The sequence below is a fragment of the Qipengyuania sp. R86523 genome (assembly GCF_044596365.1).
Lineage (GTDB): Bacteria > Pseudomonadota > Alphaproteobacteria > Sphingomonadales > Sphingomonadaceae > Qipengyuania > Qipengyuania citrea.
The window spans coordinates 641,693-660,985 of record NZ_CP138997.1; the positions used below are offsets into that span (position 1 = coordinate 641,693).

Annotated in this window: 19 protein-coding genes and 1 tRNA gene; 7 read left to right on the forward strand and 13 right to left on the reverse strand. The window is 64.4% G+C overall.

Going from position 1 to position 19,293, the window contains the following annotated elements; translation table 11 throughout:
* The 10 genes from SJY12_RS03140 to grxC all read right to left on the reverse strand — a co-directional run bounded on the left by SJY12_RS03140 (position 1) and on the right by grxC (position 8,251).
* Positions 1-687, reverse strand: coding sequence for a response regulator transcription factor (locus tag SJY12_RS03140; RefSeq protein WP_230832986.1), 687 nt, complete (start codon positions 685-687; stop codon positions 1-3).
* Between the two features lie 67 nt (positions 688-754).
* Positions 755-1,978, reverse strand: a complete 1,224-nt coding sequence (locus SJY12_RS03145; protein ID WP_397505960.1) for a hypothetical protein — start codon at positions 1,976-1,978, stop codon at positions 755-757.
* Positions 1,978-3,156, reverse strand: coding sequence for a tetratricopeptide repeat protein (locus SJY12_RS03150; RefSeq protein ID WP_397505961.1), 1,179 nt, complete (start codon positions 3,154-3,156; stop codon positions 1,978-1,980). The genes SJY12_RS03145 and SJY12_RS03150 overlap by 1 nt, the downstream gene beginning before the upstream one ends.
* A gap of 22 nt (positions 3,157-3,178) precedes the next feature.
* A complete protein-coding gene (locus SJY12_RS03155) occupies positions 3,179-4,276 on the reverse strand; it encodes a tetratricopeptide repeat protein (protein ID WP_397505962.1) in 1,098 nt (365 codons plus the stop codon).
* The gene (locus SJY12_RS03160; RefSeq protein WP_397505963.1) at positions 4,273-4,962 is read right to left on the reverse strand and encodes a tetratricopeptide repeat protein; all 690 of its coding nucleotides are present in this window, start codon (positions 4,960-4,962) and stop codon (positions 4,273-4,275) included. The genes SJY12_RS03155 and SJY12_RS03160 overlap by 4 nt, the downstream gene beginning before the upstream one ends.
* Positions 4,963-5,132: 170 nt before the next feature.
* Positions 5,133-6,332: a sel1 repeat family protein gene (locus SJY12_RS03165; protein WP_397505964.1), complete on the reverse strand. Its 1,200-nt coding sequence runs from the start codon at positions 6,330-6,332 to the stop codon at positions 5,133-5,135.
* A gap of 249 nt (positions 6,333-6,581) precedes the next feature.
* A tRNA-Arg gene (locus tag SJY12_RS03170) sits at positions 6,582-6,658 on the reverse strand.
* Positions 6,659-6,695: 37 nt separating this feature from the next.
* A complete protein-coding gene (locus tag SJY12_RS03175) occupies positions 6,696-7,157 on the reverse strand; it encodes a DUF1178 family protein (RefSeq protein WP_230832993.1) in 462 nt (153 codons plus the stop codon).
* An 8-nt stretch (positions 7,158-7,165) separates the two neighbouring features.
* Positions 7,166-7,987: a carbon-nitrogen hydrolase family protein gene (locus tag SJY12_RS03180; protein WP_397505965.1), complete on the reverse strand. Its 822-nt coding sequence runs from the start codon at positions 7,985-7,987 to the stop codon at positions 7,166-7,168.
* Positions 7,988-8,251 carry a glutaredoxin 3 gene (gene grxC / locus SJY12_RS03185; protein WP_160766783.1) on the reverse strand — a complete coding sequence of 88 codons (264 nt, stop codon included), beginning with the start codon at positions 8,249-8,251 and terminating at the stop codon, positions 7,988-7,990. It lies immediately after the preceding gene.
* 165 nt (positions 8,252-8,416) lie between these two features.
* On the opposite strand from grxC, the gene SJY12_RS03190 reads away from it, so the two are divergent.
* On the forward strand, positions 8,417-8,896 hold the full coding sequence (locus SJY12_RS03190; RefSeq protein ID WP_050601256.1) for an Hsp20 family protein: 480 nt from the start codon (positions 8,417-8,419) through the stop codon (positions 8,894-8,896).
* 324 nt (positions 8,897-9,220) lie between these two features.
* Here the strand turns inward: SJY12_RS03190 and SJY12_RS03195 are convergent, their stop codons facing one another.
* The 3 genes from SJY12_RS03195 to tpiA all read right to left on the reverse strand — a co-directional run bounded on the left by SJY12_RS03195 (position 9,221) and on the right by tpiA (position 12,172).
* Positions 9,221-10,855, reverse strand: coding sequence for a CTP synthase (locus SJY12_RS03195; protein ID WP_050601255.1), 1,635 nt, complete (start codon positions 10,853-10,855; stop codon positions 9,221-9,223).
* A gap of 104 nt (positions 10,856-10,959) precedes the next feature.
* Positions 10,960-11,331, reverse strand: a complete 372-nt coding sequence (gene secG, locus SJY12_RS03200; RefSeq protein WP_063511866.1) for a preprotein translocase subunit SecG — start codon at positions 11,329-11,331, stop codon at positions 10,960-10,962.
* A gap of 79 nt (positions 11,332-11,410) precedes the next feature.
* Complete coding sequence (gene tpiA / locus SJY12_RS03205; RefSeq protein WP_397505966.1) at positions 11,411-12,172, reverse strand: triose-phosphate isomerase; 762 nt, start codon at positions 12,170-12,172, stop codon at positions 11,411-11,413.
* A gap of 196 nt (positions 12,173-12,368) precedes the next feature.
* Here tpiA and SJY12_RS03210 point away from each other — a divergent pair, with 196 nt between their 5' ends.
* The 6 genes from SJY12_RS03210 (at position 12,369) to trpD (ending at position 19,293) form a co-directional block, all read left to right on the forward strand.
* Positions 12,369-14,303, forward strand: a complete 1,935-nt coding sequence (locus tag SJY12_RS03210) for a SurA N-terminal domain-containing protein (RefSeq protein ID WP_397505967.1) — start codon at positions 12,369-12,371, stop codon at positions 14,301-14,303.
* Between the two features lie 7 nt (positions 14,304-14,310).
* Positions 14,311-15,810 (forward strand): anthranilate synthase component I, encoded by a 1,500-nt coding sequence (gene trpE / locus SJY12_RS03215; RefSeq protein WP_369795364.1) that lies wholly within the window; start codon positions 14,311-14,313, stop codon positions 15,808-15,810.
* Positions 15,807-16,640 (forward strand): phosphodiester glycosidase family protein, encoded by an 834-nt coding sequence (locus SJY12_RS03220; RefSeq protein WP_397505968.1) that lies wholly within the window; start codon positions 15,807-15,809, stop codon positions 16,638-16,640. The genes trpE and SJY12_RS03220 overlap by 4 nt, the downstream gene beginning before the upstream one ends.
* Entirely contained in the window at positions 16,637-17,599 is a 963-nt protein-coding gene (gene pip / locus SJY12_RS03225; protein WP_397505969.1) for a prolyl aminopeptidase, read from the forward strand. The genes SJY12_RS03220 and pip overlap by 4 nt, the downstream gene beginning before the upstream one ends.
* Positions 17,600-17,689: 90 nt before the next feature.
* Entirely contained in the window at positions 17,690-18,304 is a 615-nt protein-coding gene (locus SJY12_RS03230) for an aminodeoxychorismate/anthranilate synthase component II (protein WP_063511164.1), read from the forward strand.
* Positions 18,301-19,293 (forward strand): anthranilate phosphoribosyltransferase, encoded by a 993-nt coding sequence (gene trpD, locus SJY12_RS03235; RefSeq protein ID WP_397505970.1) that lies wholly within the window; start codon positions 18,301-18,303, stop codon positions 19,291-19,293. Before SJY12_RS03230 ends, trpD begins: the two co-directional genes overlap by 4 nt.

Sequence of the window (19,293 nt, forward strand, 5' to 3'; positions counted from 1 at the left end):
CTATTTGCCGTCCAGCAATCGAAAGCCCGTGCCCCAGACCGTTTCCAGCGCCGGAGCGGAGAAGCCGTCCTCGAGCTTGCGCCGCAAACGTCCGATATTGACGTCAACCACATTGGTTTGCGGGTCGAACGACATGTTCCAAACATCGCGCAGCAGCATTTCGCGCGTTACCACCTCCCCGGCGTTTTCCATGAAGTAATGGAAGAGCTCGAATTCCCTCGGGCTCAAAGCGAGGTGCCGGTTCTCGCGAAAAGCCGTGCGCGCTTTCAGATGGCACTCGAAGGCACCGTAAAGGATCACCGCGCTATGCACCCTGCCCGATGCACGCCGGTGGAGGGCGTTCACGCGGGCCATCAATTCTGCGGCTTCGAATGGCTTGCCAAGGTAATCATCGGCACCGGCGTCGAGCCCTTCGGCGCGGTCGCTGGTGCGCCCGAGTGCACTCAGCATCAGGATCGGTGTGTCTACCCCGCTCTCGCGCAGGCGGGCCAAGATCTTGAGGCCATCGTCATCGCCCAGCATTCGATCGAGTATGATGACATCGAACCTGTCCCGCCCCGCTATCCGCAGGCCGGCAGATCCATCGCTTTCCCAATGCAGATCGTCGCCGCGAGACAGGGCGAGTTCCTTCACCCGCGTCGCGGTGTGCGCATCGTCTTCGATGTAGAGGATTTTCAGTCCATCCACGTTCAGCCCCCCGCGCCCGGTATCCGGCCGCCTTCGGATAGCGCGCCCAGACAATTCGAGACACCCGTTATCGCGTCAGTTTTTCACGGGGGCGCGGCGCATTCGACCACGCCAAACCTTCCCTGACCGCCCCCAGGTTGATTTGCTGCACTCCGCTGCCCTTGCTCGGAGCGTCGAAAATCCGCCATTCCTCTCCAGCCTGCTTGAACGCAACCCGAACCGAAACGTCCGCCCCCTGATCCCTCAGGACGGTCAATCCGCTTTTGCCGAGTTCGAAGGTCGAAGTGCCCTCCATCCCATTCTTCTCGCCGGCGACCTTCTCCATGGGCAAACCGGTGCCGTTGCCGAGCCGGAGTTCGACCGCTTCGATGTTCCGGTTGATACCCGCGATCCACTTCCCCCCGGTGGTAAAGTACATGTGCCCCGCGACGCCGAAAAGACCCGGACTGGACAGCCTCGCAAAGCCGGTTTTCACGTCCCCGTCGTGGGCCATGCGGTAGAAGTCGGGTTCGGTAGTATAACCGCCCCCGGTCCATGAACGCTGCGACCGCCAAAGGCCGAGGTGTCGCGAGGTGAATGTGCGTTCGGACGATCCGAGCGAAGTAAAGGCCATCGCGTCGGGAGCAGCAAAGCTGCTGGCTTCTTCCATCAGGCGGAGTTTCTCGAAAGCAGGAATCAACATAACCGTCTGCTTTACCAACCCGCAGGCCTGGTCCGCGATACTCGCGAAATTCGTCCGCAATCCCTGATACATCGCCTCGAGCTGAGGGTCTTCGTACTCGACGAAATGCCCTTTCGGAACGAACTCCCATTCGCGCCGATGGAAGCGCCAGTGCGTTCCCTCAACCGCGCATTGCTGCTGGTCGGTCGTCATGGCTGCCGGGGCGTCCTCCAAGGCCCTTGCCACTACCCTCGCACGCTCGATCGTGACCTTGGTGTCGTCCGGCATGGCGCAGCCCTTCGCCTGCCGCGTGCCACGTTCGGACTGGTCTATCGCTGCGACAACTTCGTCCCCGCCGACCCGCGCCAACTGCCTCCCGATCTGCCCCTTGAGGACCTGGAACGCGCGCAATTCGCCGACGTCGAACAGCTGGCAGCTTTCGTCCGCACCAGCCGCGAAGGTGGCAATTCCGAACACTTCCATCAGCGGTCGGGCCTGCTGGTTCCCGGCCAAGATCTGGAGCCGTTGCTCCACTGGAATGTCTTCCAGGCTCTGAGCGTGCAAGGGTGCCGCGAGCGCCACCGCCGCAGCCAACGTTCCCCAGATCACCGATCGCATCGCAGTCTTCATCAGATTTCCTTCACGCAAGAGGGCTTGTCGCCCAGCCGACATGCACGCCGGAGGGCCTCCATCGTGGAGACCCCCGCAACTTCACCTTCTTCACTTTCCCCTGCGATGCGCGCCAGAGTGGCGCAGGCTTTCGGACTTCCGATTTCGCAAGCATGCGCCACGAGCGATTGCGCACGGGTTTCATCGACCCGGCCGCCAATCCCCTTCTTGTGCATCACCCCGTATGCAAAGCATGCCTTGGCTACGTAGAGATCGCAGGCGCTGCGCATGTAGCGAAAGCCGATGCCCGGAAAATAAGCGTCCTTCGGCCCCTGCGTATAGTAAAGGCCGAGGTTTGCGCAGGCGATCCCCACCCAATCGTCGCACGCTGCCTTCAGGGCCTGCTTGAGATCATCGACTTCGCTTGCCGCCTCGCCCGTCATCAGCGGTTCCAGCAGCGCGTCGCACCCACCGGCCCAGCCCACATTGCACAGCAGGACATTGCGCGCGCGCGTCTCCGCAGCGTCGGGTTCTTCGGCAGGAAGCATCGCGGCGCTGATGCAGGCTGCGAATTGCTGGTCCTCGCAAGCCCTCACTGCGTAACCGCGAACCGCCGCGATGTCCGCCCCGATCTCTTCAGTCGTGCCAAGCAGTTCTGCGGCGTCGACACAGGCCTGCGCACCGCCGTGACGGCACTCCTCGCCCATGGCCAGCAGCGCGAGCTTCATCAGCCCATCGGGTTCGGGCGAGTCTGCCTGCGAGAGCGGCCCCAAAGCCATCCCCGTCCGCGTGCAGGCGAGGTCGTCTCCCGCGCGACAGGCAGCGGCGAACATGCGCGCCGCCCTGATGTGATCCTTGTTGTCGGATGCCGTTTCATGCTCGATTTGTCCGCCGAGGGTGCAGGCCGCGGCCAGCCCCATGTCGCAGGCCTGCCCGTACATCGACAGTGCGGCATAGGTATCCCCGTCGCGCTCATAGGCAAGTCCGCCGCGATGGATCTCCATTAGAGCCTCGTCGTCGAAAGGTCGTTCTTTCGCCTCTGCGAATGTGCTGGTGCTTGCTGCAGCGAGAAGTACGGGCGCGAAGATCCGCGCCGCTACCGCAGTCAGTGTCCCGCGCACCCTGTTACCCACACCACATGCCCCCGCTCGCCTTTGCTTTTGCAAAGCCCGACGAAAGAGATCAATCGCTTGCGGCATTTCTGCCCTCCCCAAATTCATGTCAGTCCTGACGGGCCGGTCCATCGACCATGGCGCAGGCGCTGGACTGGCCGAGATCGCAGGCCTTTTGCCGCAGCGCGCGAGCGGTTTGCGCATCGGCCTCGACGCCTTCTCCCGCTCCCCGCATATCGGACGCGAGCAGGCAGGCCCGCGCGCTGTTCGCTTCGCAGCCGCGCACAGCGAGATCATGGGCGCGCACGAGATCGGTCGGCACGCCCCGGCCTTCGCGCAATTGCCGCGCCGCGTTGGAACACCCTGCACCGTCTCCGCCATCGCATGAGGCGATGAATACGAGCAGCGCCGGGTCGCGCCAGCGCTCGTCCCCGCTGCGATCGGACAGTTGCATCCACATGATGCCGAGATCATTGCAGGCGTTGGCGATACCACCGTCGCATGCCATCCCGAAATAGTCTCGCGCGGACGCCCAGTCGGCGTCATGCGCCAGTCCGTCGCGTGCCATGACGGCGACATTGGCGCACGACTGCCATTGCTCTGCCCGGCAGGCGCGCTCCAGTAAGTCGTAGCCTTTGATGGGGTCAGCCGGCCCACCGGTGCCGGTTGCCAGTAGGGCACCGGCTTGCCCGCAAGCCTCCATCGAATCCAGATCACAGCCTTGCAGGTACAACTCGCGCGCGGCGATCAAATTCTCGTGGTCGATTTGCTGGTCCGATGCGGCCTGCCGCGAAAGGACATTCGCCTGCCAGCTGCAACCCTGTCCAGACCCGGCTTCGCACAGGATTTCTGCGACCTCAGCCGCCACATCGAGCAATTGCGCACCCCCACGCCCTTCGATCAGCATTGGTACCAGCAGATGGCACGCATCGGTGTTGCCGAGTTCGCAGCCCCGCGCGAACATATCGCGAGCCCTGATGGCGCGCGCTTCGCCAGAAAGCTGGACGAGGATCCTCCCTGCATTGAGACAAGCCGCGACCTCCCCGGCTTCGCAAGCGCGCTCGACAGCCGATTTTTCCGACGCCGCGCCCTGGTCCGCGGGCGAGGCGCTCGAGGGAACCGACCAGGCCGCAGCCAGCGCGAAAACCAGGCCCATGCTGAGTAGTTTCAGGGCGAACGCGCCAATTAGTCCCGCTGCAACGCTCACTGTCCCAGCGCCTCAGCCATGGCACAGCCGTCCTGGATGCCCAGTTTGCATCCATTGGTGAAATAGCGCTTCGCCCTGGCGTGATCGGGAGCGGCTCCGGTCCCGTCGCGGTACATCATGCCCGCATTCATGCATCCGCCGGCGGCCCCGTTGTTGCATGCCTGCGCGAACTGGTCGCGGGCTTCGGCGAATTGCCCGTTATCGTAATAGCCGACGCCGGATTCGATGCATCCTTCGGCATTGCCGCTTTCGCACGCGATGGAGAAAGCCTTGTTCGCTCCCGCGGTATCGACCGCACCGCCTTGACCGTCACGTTTCATTATCCCGAGCGCATAGCAGCCATCCGCCGCGTAGCCGGGGCAGGCCCCGGCGAATGCCGTTCGCGCTTCTTCGAAGCGGCGCTCACCGGCGTCGCCGAAATAGAGGATCTGGCCCTGATTGTAGCACGCGCCCGCTTCGCCCGCCTTGCAGGCGAGCCCCAGCGGGCCCAGCGCCTCGGCAGGAACGGCCGGTCCGCCAAGACCATCCTTGAGCAATGCGCCATACTGGCCGCAGGATTTGAGCAGGCCGGCTTCGCATCCGCGCCGATAGGCATCGCGCGCCTGCACCGGGTCCTTCGCCCCGCCCTGCCCCCGCCACGCCATCGAACCGAGATTGTGGCATGCCTCATCCTTGCCATCGCTCATGCACGCTTTCTGGTAGAGTGCGCGAGCAGCCGGGAAGTCCCCCGCATTGTAGCGCTCCTGCGCTTGCTCTGCATTGCTTTGCGCCGCGACGGGGAGAGCTGCAATCGATGTCACCGACAGGACGGTAGCCGCAAGAAAAGGACGAAGATTCATGGCTGCTTGCTCCACGTTCAATTGCAAAGATATCGGTTTGCGTTGTTGTTCATCGTGCAGTGGGCTGTGCGATAACGATTGCGCGTCTCGCGGGAGATTTCCGCTGCACTTTTCATCCGGGCTGGCTGGAACGAGGACGCGGATGAGGAGGACGAACGCGATGCCGCCGTTCTACCCGCCCCTGCCGCCCAACGACGGCTCGATGCACCGGGCATGTTGGTGCAGTTGTAGATTCCGCAGTCGTCGCCCCGGCTGCGCCGTGCAATCTCCGCATTCACCGCGGCATTGAGCCTGCCCGACGGGAACCAGTAGTCGAGAACATAGAGATGGTCCTTGTAGACACTGCCCAATGCGCCCGCCTCCAAGGTCGCTTCGAGCGCAGTCCGCGCATCTGCCAGCTGGCGGCTGTGATAGATCGCCGCATAGATCGCGCTGTCGTATTTGCCCTGCCCGAGGAAGGATTGGACGACTTGCGAAGCGCGCTCGCGTTCGGCTAGGCGACGGCGCTGCGCTTCATGTCGTTCGGTCAACGCCTGCTCGATTTCCTGGCGTCGCTGACGCAGGCTTACGGCGAATTCGCATACCGACCGCTGCTCGGCATGTGGGGGATCGCACGCCTTGGCAGCCACCTGTTCCGCCGGTGCGAATTCCCCAAGATTGTAGTAAATGCGCGCGAGATCTTCGCACGAGCGCCATCCGCCCTGATCGCAATTCACGCGCCGGTAGCGCAGGGCTTTCTCCGCGTCGAATTGATCGGACGACGCCTCTGCAAAGACTGTCTCGGCGACTTCGCACGCTGTTTTATCGAACAGCGAACACCCCTTGATCGCAAACCGGCCTGCCGTGGCCCGATCGGCTTCGATATCTTCGGATCCCTCGAGGTAGACCAACGCAAGACGGCCACACGAAGCCGCGTGGTTACCGCGGCAGGCCTCTTGAAGAAATCTCAGGCTGAGGAAAATATCGTATTGGTCGTTCGCCGGGTCGGAATAGGCGAGCCCGACCGTGCCGCATGCGACCGACACCTGCTGCTCGCAGTCAGCGATAGCCTGAGCGATTTCGGGGTCCTCGCTGGCCTTGGCCGCGCTGGAGCCAAAGGCGAGGCCAGCGACCAAGACGAAGTTGAGTAAGCGCGAACTCGCCCCATCCATCCTGCCCGACTGCACCAAGCTGAAGAACGTGCGAAAAATGTGACCTACCCCCTGTTCGTGATCCACATCAAGGTGAACGAACGATGGCAAACGGCCAATTTACAAATGCTGTTAGGTCTCGATTGAACTCGCAATAGCCAGGCGCCGACGCCACAAGGCACAAAACGGCTTTCCCATACAGTTGGCCGACGCTTCAGCCAGCATTTGGCGCCTTGACCGGAATGACTGCGGACGGCCAAAAAGCTGCCATTCAGTGCCCATAGCATTCCTGCCGGGCGAGTCCGGAAATCAGAGAAATCTGCGGATTTTCGTCAATGGTGCGCCCGACAGGATTCGAACCTGTGGCCCCCAGATTAGGAATCTGGTGCTCTATCCGACTGAGCTACGGGCGCCCGCCGCCGCATTTAGCAGACGATCGCGCGCAAGCAATCAGTTCAGTTCGTCGGGCGGCGCGACCGGCACCAGCAGGGGGGCGACGGCGATGCCTTCCGCGACCATGTCCTCGGCCTCGTCGCGCGTGGCGCGCCCGTGAATGGGTGCGTTTTCGCTTTCCCCATAGTGCATTTCGCGGGCCTTTTCGGCAAAGCAGTCGCCGACCCAGGTGCTGCTCTCGAGCGCCTTGGCCTGAGCCTTCGCCAGCGCTTCGAACGCTTGTTTGACGGCCGGGGGCATGTCGCCCGTGCTTAGCTGCGCCTTTTCTCCCGCCGGGGCTGCGACGGCATTGGCCTTGGCCGGGACTGAGGGGGCCATCGGCGCCTTGCCGACATCTTCGCACCCGCAGGCGGGACACTGCAGCAAGCCTTGCGCTTTCTGGTCCGAGTAGTCGCTCGAGGACGAAAACCAGCCCTCGAAGCGGTGGCCTTCGCTGCAGGATAGGTCGTAAACGATCATGCCGCGGCCTATGCGGTGATATGCCTGCGGTTGGCAAGGCTGGGCACCTGTTCGCGCACCTCGGCCACCCGCTCCAGATCGACATCGACGAAACCCAGTCCGGCCTCCTCTCCGCCCATGTCGAGCAGCACTTCGCCCCACGGATCCACCACCAGGCTGTGACCATAGGTCCGGCGGCCGTCCTCGTGCTCGCCAACCTGCGCCGCGGCCACGACGAAAGCGCTCGCCTCGATGGCGCGGGCGCGCTGCAACACGTGCCAATGCGCGGCGCCGGTCGGTACGGTAAAAGCAGCGGGTATGGCGATGCAGTCGCAGTGCGCGCGCCCCAGCGCCTCGAACAAGGCAGGGAAGCGAATGTCGTAGCACACGGTGAGGCCGAGCCGGCCGAGCGGCGTGCCCTCCACCAGCCCGACGCTGTCGCCTGCACGATAGGCATTGGATTCGCGCCAGCTTTCACCGCTTGCCAGGTCGACATCGAACATGTGCATCTTGTCGTAGCGCGCGGCAATCGTGCCGTCAGGCGCGATGACGAAAGCGCGGTTGACCCATTCGCCCCCGCCACCGCCCTCGAGCGCGAGCGAGCCGAGCGATACCCACAGGCCGTGCTTGCGCGCAGCTTCACGGACACGGGCAAGGACGGGCGAAGTGTCTTCGCTGCAGATCGACCGGGAAGCGCGTTCGCGATCGCGATCGAGCAGGCCCGACATTTCGGGCGTGAACAGCATGTCGGCGCCCCCGGCCGCAGCCTGTGCGACCGCGTCTTCGAGCCCTGCGGCATTGGCCCCGGGATCGATGCCCGAAGTCATCTGCAGGACAGCGACGCGTGCCATTCAGCCCGCCAGCAACGCGTCGAGCTTGCCTTCGCGCTCGAGCGCGGCGAGTTCGTCCGAACCGCCGACATGCGTATCGCCGATGAAGATCTGCGGCACGGTCCGCGCGGTAGGCGCGCGTTCCAGCATCTCTTCGCGCTTCGGCCCGCCCATCGTGATGTCGTGTTCGCTATAGTCCACGCCCTTCTCGTCGAGCAGGCGCTTGGCTCGGACGCAGAATCCGCAACCGAATTTGGTGTAAATGTCGACCGGGTGGTGGCTCATTGATATTCCCTTGTTTTCCGCGGCGAAACTAGCGCGCGACAAGAAGTCTTGAAAGCGCAAAGGACGCGCCTATCTCGAAAATACCGTCACGGTGTTCGTGGCGGCAACGGGGCGCCGATACCGGGCCCCGCCATCATAGAATCGCTCACAAGAGGATTTGTTTCGATGAACCGTATGGACCTTACGCCTTTCCGCCGCTCCACCGTGGGCTTCGACCGTGTGTTCGACCTGATGGAACGTCAGGCTCGCAATGCCGGCGGCGACAATTACCCCCCCTTCAACATCGAACGCCGCGGCGATGACGAATATCGCATCACGCTGGCGGTCGCGGGCTTCCGCAAGCCGGATCTCGATATCGTTGCGCAGCAGAACCTGCTCGTCGTGACCGGCAAGAAGCGCGACGAACTCAACGACGGCGAAATGCTGCATATCGGGATCGCCAACCGCGGATTCGAACGCCGTTTCGAACTGGCCGACTATGTCCGCGTGGCCCATGCCGACCTGGCCGATGGCCTGCTGGTCATCGATCTGGTGCGCGAAGTGCCCGATGCGATGAAGCCGAAGAAGATCGCCATCGGCGAAACGCAGCCGCTCGAAGTCGTCAAGGACGACGAGCGCGACGGCGACACGACCAAGGCGGCCTGATCCCGCCTTCACCTGCACTGGTGAAATGAATAGGGGGCGGAACCAGGTTCCGCCCCCGCGACGTTGAACGCCGCCAAACCCCGAAATCGGCCGTCCGGGTCGCAGAAGACAACCGGCTTCGAAGCAAGCCCCGCCTCGTGCTGGCAAAGCATGTGTCTCCATGCGCCCACACCCGAGGTGTGGAACAGCCGTATCCTGGCCCAAACATAACAAAAGATAAACCGGTCTCGTGCCCGCGACATCATTTTGTCGCATAGCTACAAGCGTAATTTCGACGCCTCCAACGAAATCAGAGGCTTAAAATGCCGCCATCTCGGCGCTGGATCAGACCAGACGTGCCTGTTCCAGCGCCGCGCCGACGAAACCGGCGAACAGCGGGTGCGGTTCGAAGGGCCGCGATTTCAGCTCGGGATGGAACTGCACGCCCACGAACCATGGGTGATCGGGGCGTTCGACGATTTCGGGAAGCAGGCCGTCGGGCGACATGCCCGAGAAGACCAGGCCCTGTTTCTCGAGCGGCTCGATATAGGCCCCGTTCACTTCGTAGCGGTGGCGGTGGCGTTCCGAGATGCTGGTCGCCCCGTGATAGACCTTCGACACGTGGCTGCCCACCGCAAGCTTGGCATCATATGCACCCAGCCGCATGGTCCCGCCGAGATCGCCGCCGGCTTCGCGTTTCTGGAGACCCTCTTCGGTCATCCATTCGGTAATGATGCCGACCACCGGTTCTTCGGTCTCGCCGAATTCCGTCGACGAGGCGCGGGCAAAGCCGGCCTCGCGCGCAGCGTCGATGCACGCCATCTGCATGCCAAGGCAGATGCCGAAGAACGGCACCTTGCGTTCGCGGGCGAAACGGACTGCCGCGATCTTGCCCTCGCTGCCGCGCTCACCGAACCCGCCGGGCACGAGGATGGCATGCATGGGTTCGAGCTTGGCGGCAATGTCGGCATCGTCGCCTTCGAACACTTCGGCGTCGATCCACTTGATGTTGACCTTGACCCGGTGCGCCATGCCGCCGTGCACCAGCGCCTCGTTGAGCGATTTGTAAGCATCCTGCAGGCCGACATATTTGCCGATCACGCCGATCGTGACTTCGCCCTCGGGGTTGGAATGGCGATCCACGACGTCGTACCAGCGCGACAGGTCGGGATCGGGCGCATCGGTTATCCCGAAGGCGCGCAGCACTTCGGTATCGAGCCCCTCGCCGTGATACTGCAGCGGCACGGCATAGATCGACGGCGCGTCCAGCGCGGGAATGACCGCTTCCTGCCGCACGTTGCAGAACTGCGCGATCTTGCGGCGGTCGGATTCGGGGATCGGATGCTCGGCGCGGCACAGCAGCACATCGGGCTTGATCCCGAGACTGGCCAGTTCGCGCACCGAGTGCTGCGTCGGCTTGGTCTTCAACTCGCCCGCCGCGGCAATATAGGGGACCAGCGTGACGTGGACGCTCAGCGTCTGCCACGGCTCCAACTCGTTGCGCAGCTGGCGGATGGCCTCCATGAACGGCAGGCCTTCGATGTCGCCCACGGTTCCGCCGATCTCGCACAGCACGAAGTCATGGTCGTCCTGCCCGGCCAGCGCGAAGGCCTTGATCTCGTCGGTCACGTGCGGGACCACCTGGACGGTCGCGCCGAGGTAGTCGCCGCGGCGTTCCTTGGCGATGATGTCCTGGTAGATCCGGCCCGAGGTGATGTTGTCGCCCTGGTGAGCCGATACGCCGGTGAAACGCTCGTAATGGCCGAGATCGAGATCGGTCTCTGCCCCGTCGTCGGTCACATAGACCTCGCCGTGCTGATAGGGGGACATCGTCCCCGGATCGACGTTGAGATAGGGGTCGAATTTCCGGATACGGACCTTGTAGCCACGCGCTTGGAGGAGGGCAGCAAGCGATGCTGCCATGAGACCTTTGCCAAGCGAGGAGACCACGCCGCCGGTGATAAAGATATACCGCGCCATGGGGGTCGAGCCTTAAGCTGTGGGATTGAGTCGGGGCAAGCGCAAACGCACATGGATCGCGCCATTCGCACGGCGCAATCCACAGCTCTGCGATGGAATGGAGATTATTCGGTCGCGCCGGACAGCGGATCGCCGTCCGCAGGAGCGCCCAGGGGATCGGCGGCAGGAGCGGCTTCGCCGGTCGTGGCCGCACCGAGCGGATCGGCCGGTGCAACCGTGCGATCGAGCGTCGATTCGATGGCGTCGCTGCCGGTCGTCTCGACTGCGACTGCAGCCAGCGCGATCGACAGGACGACGAACAGCACCGCGAGCCATTTGGTCGAACGGGTCAGGAAATCCGCGGCTCCGCGCGCGCTGAGCATGCCCGACGGGCTGCCACCGATGCCAAGCCCGCCGCCTTCGGAGCGCTGCATCAAGATGACGCCGACAAGCGCGGCTGCGATGATCGCCTGGACGACGGTTAGGAACAGGAACATGCGAATACTCTTGGAAAGGCTTTAGCGGAGCTAACGCGCATCTAGGCGCGCCGGCGGCAAACGGCAAGGTCGGGTGCGATCAGGCCTCTTCGGCTTCGGAGGCGCCGACCACGATCCCGAGGAAGCTTTCCGCCGACAGGCTGGCACCGCCGACCAGCGCACCGCCCACTTCGGGGGTCGCCAGGATCTCGCGCGCATTGTCGGGCTTCACCGAACCGCCATAGAGGATGCGGACCTTGGCGGATTCCTCTTCGCCATAGGTTTCGTCGAGCAGCCGACGGATCGCCCCGTGCATCGCTGCGATATCCTCGCCGGTTGCGGTGCGCCCGGTACCGATCGCCCAGATCGGCTCATAAGCGATCGTAAGACGTTCGGCGGGATCTTCGACCACCGTCAGAGCGGCCTTGATCTGGGCCAGCACGTATTCTTCGGCCTTGCCCGCGTCACGCGTATCGAGCGGTTCGCCGCAGCAGAGGATGATGCGCAGGCCCAACTCGATGGCCAATTCGATCTTGGCGTTGATCAGTTCGTTGCTTTCGCCGTGGCCCTGGCGCCGTTCGCTGTGGCCCAGGATCACGAACTTCGCACCTGCATCGGCAACCATCGAGGAGTTGATGTCCCCGGTATGCGCACCTTCCGCGCCCGGGTGGCAATCCTGCGCGCCGACGCCGATCTGCTCGGCTTCCTTATGGACCGCATAAATCAGCGTGTAGGGAGGCGCCACGGCGACCTCGACCTTCATGTAACGCTGCGCGGCACGATCGATGGCGCGTGCTTCGGAAAGCATGGCGCGCGTGCCGTTCATTTTCCAGTTTCCGACGATGTAGGGCCGTTCGGCCATGTCTTGGTCCTGCGATTTATTGAAATGTGTGGCCCGCTATATGGGGCTTGGAATGCGCTCCGCTAGACAAGGTTTCTTCCCGCGTCAAAACCCTTTGCAACCTGTTGCCGCGAGGTCGCAGGGGGGATAAAGCGCCCCAACCCATCCAGGCTCCGCCTGAACAACAGCAGCCATCCAACCGGATCGTCCGTCTATCATGTTCCAATTCTTCCGCAATTTCTTCAAGACCAAGCTCGGGCTGGCAATCGCGCTCGCCTTCCTCGGTCTGATCGCCCTGGCGTTCGCCAGCGCGGATGTTTCGTCCACCGGGACTTTCGGCGGCATCGCGGGCGGTGACCGCGTGGCTGTCGTCGGGGATGAAAAGATATCCACCGCGGATCTGATCCAGGGCGCGAACAACGGGCTCGACCGGGTGCGGCAGGACCAGCCTACGGCCACCATGCAGGCCTTCCTGCGCGGTGGGGGGCTCAATTCCGCGCTCGAAGCGCTGATCAGCCGCGCCGCGCTTAAGGAATACGCCCAGCGCTACGGGCTCCGGGCGGGCGACAATCTGGTCAACAGCGAAATCCGGATGATTCCCGCGTTCCGCGGCCCAGACGGCAATTTCAGCGAGGATACCTATCGTCAGGCGCTGGCCCTGCAGCGGCTGAGCGATGCCGACGTGCGCGAGGACTTGGGGATCGGCCTGCTGTCGCAGCAGATGCTGCTTCCCGCGAGCTTCGGAGCGACCGTGCCCGACAAGCTTGCGTACCGTTATGCGCAATTGTTCAAGGAACGGCGCGAAGGTTCGATCGCGTTGCTCCCCGCAGCGACATACGCCCCGAGCGGCGCAGCCGACCCCAAGGTCTTGCGCGCCTATTACGATGCGAACCGTGATGCGTTCGTACGGCCGGAACGCCGGACGATCCGCTATGCCACCTTCGACGCGGCAGCACTGGGCGACCGGGCGGAACCGACCGATGCCGAAATCGCCGCGCGCTATGAACGCGATGCCGAACAATACGCCGCTGCGGAAACCCGCGACGTCACCCAGCTGATCGTACCGACAGAAGCCGCCGCCAAGTCGATCCGTGACCGCGTTGCCGGTGGCGCGTCGTTCGAACAGGTCGCCCGCGAAGCGGGGCTGCGCGCTTCGCCCGTGGTCGATGTTGTTCGCGAAGGTCTCGCGAGCCAGGCGTCGCCTGCGGTCGCCGCAGCCTATTTCTCCGCCGAACGCGGCGCGATGACCACGCCCGCGCGCAGCCCGCTGGGCTGGCATGTCGCGCGGATCGACGCGGTCGAAACCACTCCTGCCCGCTCGCTGAGCCAGGTGCGCGGCGATATCACCGATACGCTGCGCGCGGAAAAGCGGGTGCGCGGCCTGGCCGATCTCGCAAGCGAGATCGAAGAGCAGCTCGGAAACGGCGCCACGCTCAGCGAAGTGGGCGAAGAACTGGGTCTCGAGCTGGAAACGGTCGGCCCGGTTCTCGCCAATGGCCAGCTGTTCGACGAGCCCCGCGGCACGGTGCCCGAGGTGCTCCAGCCCGCCCTTGCCACGCTGTTCCAGATGGAAGTCGAAGAACCCGAGATCGCCCCGATCGAAAGCGGGCAGACCTATCTGGTTTACGAAGTGGACGACATCACGCCCGCTGCCGTCGCCCCCTATGCACAGATCGCCGATGCGGTCGAAGCGCGCTGGCGTGCTACCGAGGGCATGAAAGCCGCGCAGGCCGCGGCCGACCGGGTGATCGCACGCGTGCGGTCGGGCAAGACGATGGCCGCCGCGCTCGCCGAGGAGGAGCGCCGCGTTCCCCCCGCGCAGAGCGTCGACATGACCCGCGAAGATCTCGCGCGCCAGCGCGAACAGCGCATCCCGCCCCCGATCGCCCTGCTGTTCAGCATGGCTGAGGGAACGACGAAGCGGCTCGAAGCGGGCAACAATGCCGGTTTCTTCGTGGTCGATGTCGATGATATCACCATGGGCGAGATCGCCGGCGACGATCCGCTAATCGCGCAGGCCACCCGCCAGATGGGTCCGCTGCTGGGCGAAGAATACGCCGAACAGTTCAGCCGCGCGATGCGCGAACAACTGGGCGTCTCGCGCAATGCCACGGCGATCGAAGCCGTGCGTGCCCAGCTCTCCGGCAACTGAGGTCCAGTTGGATAACGGCCTGAAAGGCGTCGACCGGGCGCGCACCGCACTGGCGCAGGGCACTCCCGCGCTGATCTGGCGCGAAATCGTGGCCGATACCGAAACCCCTGTCGGCGCGGCGCTCAAACTGTTCGAGGAAGGGCGCGGCGATTTCCTGCTCGAATCGGTCGAGGGCGGTGAAGTCCGCGGCCGTTACAGCCTCATTGGGCTCGATCCCGATCTGGTGTTTCGCGCGACGGGCGACAGCGCGGCGATCAACCGTCGCTGGCAGCACGACCGCGAGGCTTTCGAGGCCTGCGATGCCGGCACGCTCGACAGCCTGCGCGCACTGGTCGAAAGCTGCCATTGCGCGGTTCCCGGCGAACTGCCTCCCGCCCTTGCCTGCCTCGTCGGGCATTTCGGCTATGAGACCATCGGGCTGGTCGAAAAACTTCCGCGCCCGCCGCAGGGTGCGCTTGACGTACCTGACATGCTGTTCGTGCGGCCGACCGTGCTGCTGGTGTTCGACCGGCTCAGCGACGCGCTGTTTTGCATCGCCCCGGTATGGTCGGGCGGTTCGATCGAACGTTCGGGCGAACGCATCGACGAGGTGCTGCGCAGGCTCGCCCGGCCGGCGATCCCGTCGGAAACACGCGCCGCCGATCATCCCGAACCCGCTCTGACGCCGACGATGCCCGCCGCGGACTACGAGGCGATTGTGCTGCGCGCAAAGGACTATATCGAGGCCGGCGACATCTTTCAGGTCGTGCTGTCACAGCGCTTCGCGACCCCGTTCGAACTGCCACCTATGGCGCTTTACCGCGCGCTCAGACGGGTCAATCCCTCGCCCTTCCTCTATTTCCTCGACATGCCCGGGTTTGCGATCGTGGGGTCGAGCCCGGAAATCCTGGTCCGCGTGCGCGAAGGCGAAGTGACCATCCGGCCCATCGCCGGCACTCGCCCGCGCGGCGCGACGCAGGCAGAGGATCGCGACGCCGAACGCTCGCTGCTGGCCGACCCGAAGGAACGCGCCGAACACCTCATGTTGCTCGACCTGGGCCGCAACGATGTCGGACGCGTGGCACAATCGGGCAGCGTGACCGTCACCGACAGTTTCATGGTCGAACGCTACAGCCACGTGATGCATATCGTCAGCAATGTGACCGGCCAGCTCGATCCGGCGAAAGACGCGATCGATGCGCTGTTCGCCGGCTTCCCCGCGGGCACGGTCAGCGGTGCGCCAAAGGTGCGCGCCTGCGAGATCATCGCGGAACTCGAGCCGGCAACGCGCGGCCCCTATGCCGGCGGCGTGGGCTATTTCGCGCCCGATGGTTCGGTCGACAGCTGCATCGTGCTGCGCACTGCGGTGGTGAAGGACGGGACCATGCACGTGCAGGCCGGCGCGGGGATAGTCGCCGATAGCGAACCCGCGTATGAGCAGAGAGAATGCGAAGCGAAAGCGGGCGCCCTGCTCGCTGCGGCGAAGGAAGCCGTCCGCCTCGCGAAGGAACCCGGATTCGGCCAATGAGAACGACACTTGCCGCGCTGGCGCTGCTTGCGCTGACTGCATGCGAAGCCCAACCCGAGGGCGAGCCGGTGGCCCGCGCGCGGATCGACGGACAGCCGCAGGATGCAGCCGGCGACACGCCCACTCCGGCGGCGACACTGGCGAGCCAGGTCGAAAGCGCCTGCCGCTCGATCATTTTCGAAGATACGCCGCTAACGCACTGCCTCGCCGTGCCCGAACGCCACGACATCTCGACTGCGCTCGACCGGGGCGGATCGCGCTACGGCAGCCTCGCCAGATATGCCGATGCCAATGACGGCGACACCATCGCCTTCGCGATGAACGCGGGGATTTTCGGCGAAGGCGAACGCCCGGCGGGCTATTTCGTGGAAGATTCCGAACGATTGAGCGAACTCGACACCGGTTCGGGATCGGGCAATTTCTACATGAAACCCAACGGGGTGTTCTACGGCAGCGGCGGTGACTGGCAGGTGCGCGAGACCGACTGGTTCCTCGCCAATGTCACCGAGCGCCCGCAATTCGGCACGCAGTCGGGGCCGATGCTGATCGTCGACGGCAAGATCCATCCGCAGATCGTCCATGACGGCCCGTCGCGCAAGATCCGCAATGCGGTGGGCATCGATGGCGAAGGGCGCGCGCATTTCGTGATCTCCAACGCTCCGATTTCCTTCGGCAAACTCGCCCGGTTCTACAAGAACGAGCTCGAGGCCGAGAACGCGCTGTTCCTCGACGATACCGTGTCGCTGCTGTGGAATCCGGCAACCGATCGGCTCGACACCGGTGCCGCCATCGGCCCGATCCTCGTGGTCAGAAAGAAAGCAAGCGAATGACCGATACCCGCCGCACGCTCTATCCGGAGATCGAACCCTACGAGACCGGCATGCTCGATGTCGGCGAAGGCCATTCGCTGTATTACGAGCGCGTGGGCACACCGGGCGCCAAACCGGCGGTTTTCCTGCATGGCGGACCCGGCGGGGGCATGGCTCCCGATCATCGCCGCCAGTGGGACCCTGAACTCTACGACGTGTTGCTGTTCGACCAGCGCGGTTGCGGCAAGTCGCTGCCCTTTGCTGAAATAGAATACAATGACACATGGCGCATCGTCGAGGACATCGAGCGCTTGCGCGAGATGTGCGGACACCAAAAGTGGCAGGCGTTCGGCGGCAGCTGGGGTTCGACGCTCGCGCTTGCCTATGCGCAGAAATATCCCGACCGGGTGAGCGAGCTGGTGCTGCGCGGCGTGTTCCTCGCGCGGCAGCAGGAAAAGTCGTGGCTCTACGATTATGGCGCGAGCGAGATCATGGCGGAGCAATGGGATGCGTTCACCGGTCTCATTCCCGAAGCCGAGCGCGGCGACCTCGTGCGCGCTTATTACAACCGCCTGACCAGCGAGGACGAGGCGACCCGGCTTGCCGCGGCGCGCGAATGGTCGCTGTGGGAAGGGCATGTCGCGACACTGCTGCCCAATGAAGACCTGCTCGAAAGCTTCGGCGATCCGGCCAAGGCGGTTCCGTTTGCACGCATCTGCGCCAAGTTCTTCCTCGAGAACTTCTTCCTCGAGGAAGGCGAGCTGCTGCGGAACGTGGATGCGCTGGCGGGAATACCTGGGATCATCGTTCAGGGCCGCCACGATATCTGTACCCCGCCGGGCGCGGCATGGGCGCTCAAGAAGGCCTGGCCCGAAGCCGATCTGTGGATCGTGCCCGATGCCGGTCACAGCGCCGGTGAACCGGGCATCGTCGATGGCCTCGTCCGCGCCACGGACAAGCTGGCCGGCAAGACCGCCTGATCGGCTGCGGGAAGCGCGGTGCCGGCCGCGCTGGCCTGCAAACCTTTCCTTGCTTGAAAGCGCGTCGCCATCGCTTCAAGGACCGTATCGATGACCGACAGCCGATCCATTCTCGTAATCGACAATTACGACAGCTTCACCTTCAACCTTGTCCATTACCTGATGGAGATGGGCGCCCGCGTGGAAGTGGTGCGCAACGATGCCATATCGGCGGTCGAGGCGATGGATGGCGGTCATGCGGGCTATCTGATTTCTCCCGGACCCTGCACTCCCAACGAAGCCGGCATCAGCCTCGATATCGTCGCGGCCTGCGCCGCAGCGGGCAAACCCCTGCTCGGCGTCTGCCTCGGCCACCAGGCGATCGGCCAGCATTTCGGCGGCCGCGTGGTGCGCGGCGGTCTGATGCACGGCAAGACCTCGCCCGTCACGCATGAAGGCGACGGGGTGTTTGCCGACCTGCCCTCGCCCTTCACCGCGACGCGCTACCATTCGCTGGTGGTCGAAGACATTCCCGATTGCCTGGCGATCAACGCGACCAGCGAGACCCCGGGCCTCGACGGCAGCAGCGTCATGGGGTTCCGCCACCGCGATCTTCCGCTCCACGGCGTCCAGTTCCACCCCGAAAGCATCGCCACCGAACACGGCCACGCCCTGCTGGCGAACTTCCTCGCCATCTGCGGCATCGCCGCCAAGGTGCCCGCATGAAACAGCTTCCCGATGCCACCCGGCACCTTGCCGAAGCCGAGGCCGAGGAAGTCTTCGGCTGGATCCTCGACGGCGAAGCCGATGACGACGCGATCGCCCGTTTCCTGGTCGACATGTCAGCGCGCAGTGAAACCTCCGAGGAAATCGCGGGCGCGGCGCGTGCCCTGCGTCACCGGATGATCCCCATCGCTGCGCCCGAGGGCACGGTCGATTGCTGCGGCACCGGCGGCGATGGCCATCATACGCTCAACGTATCCACCGCGGTCAGCCTGGTCGTGGCGGCCTGCGGCGTCCCAGTGGCCAAGCACGGCAACCGCGCTGCCAGCAGCAAGGCGGGCGCGGCCGATACGCTCGAGGCGCTCGGACTCGACATGGAAGCGGCAGGCCGCAGCGCGGAGAAGACGCTCGCCGAACTGGGCATATGTTTCCTGTTCGCCAAGAACCACCACCCGGCAATGGGGCGGATCCAGCCCATCCGCCAGAAGCTCGGGGTGCGCACGATCTTCAACCTGATGGGGCCGCTTTCCAATCCCGCCGGGGTCCGGCGCCAGCTGATCGGTATCGCCCGCCCCGCTTATGTGCCGATCTATGCCGCGGCCAAGGCCCGGCTCGGAACCGAGCGCAGCTTCATCGCCTCGGGCGACGAGGGCCTCGACGAACTCAGCCTCGCGGGCGGCAACGAACTGGCCGACGTGACGGGCAACAGCTTCGAAATGCGCCGCGTGCTGGCAGTGCAGGCCAATCTGCCGCACGCCCCGGTCGAAGCCATCCGCGGCGGCGATCCGGCGCACAACGCCCGCGCGCTCGAGGCGCTGCTGGCAGGCACCCCCGGCCCCTATCGCGATGCGGTGCTGTTCAACGCATCCGCCACGCTGATCGTCGCCGGCCGGACCGACGATTGGACCGAAGGCGCCCAGATCGCTGCCGAGGCGCTCGATTCCGGCGCTGCCCTGACCCTCCTGCGCGACTGGATCGCACTGAGCGTTTGA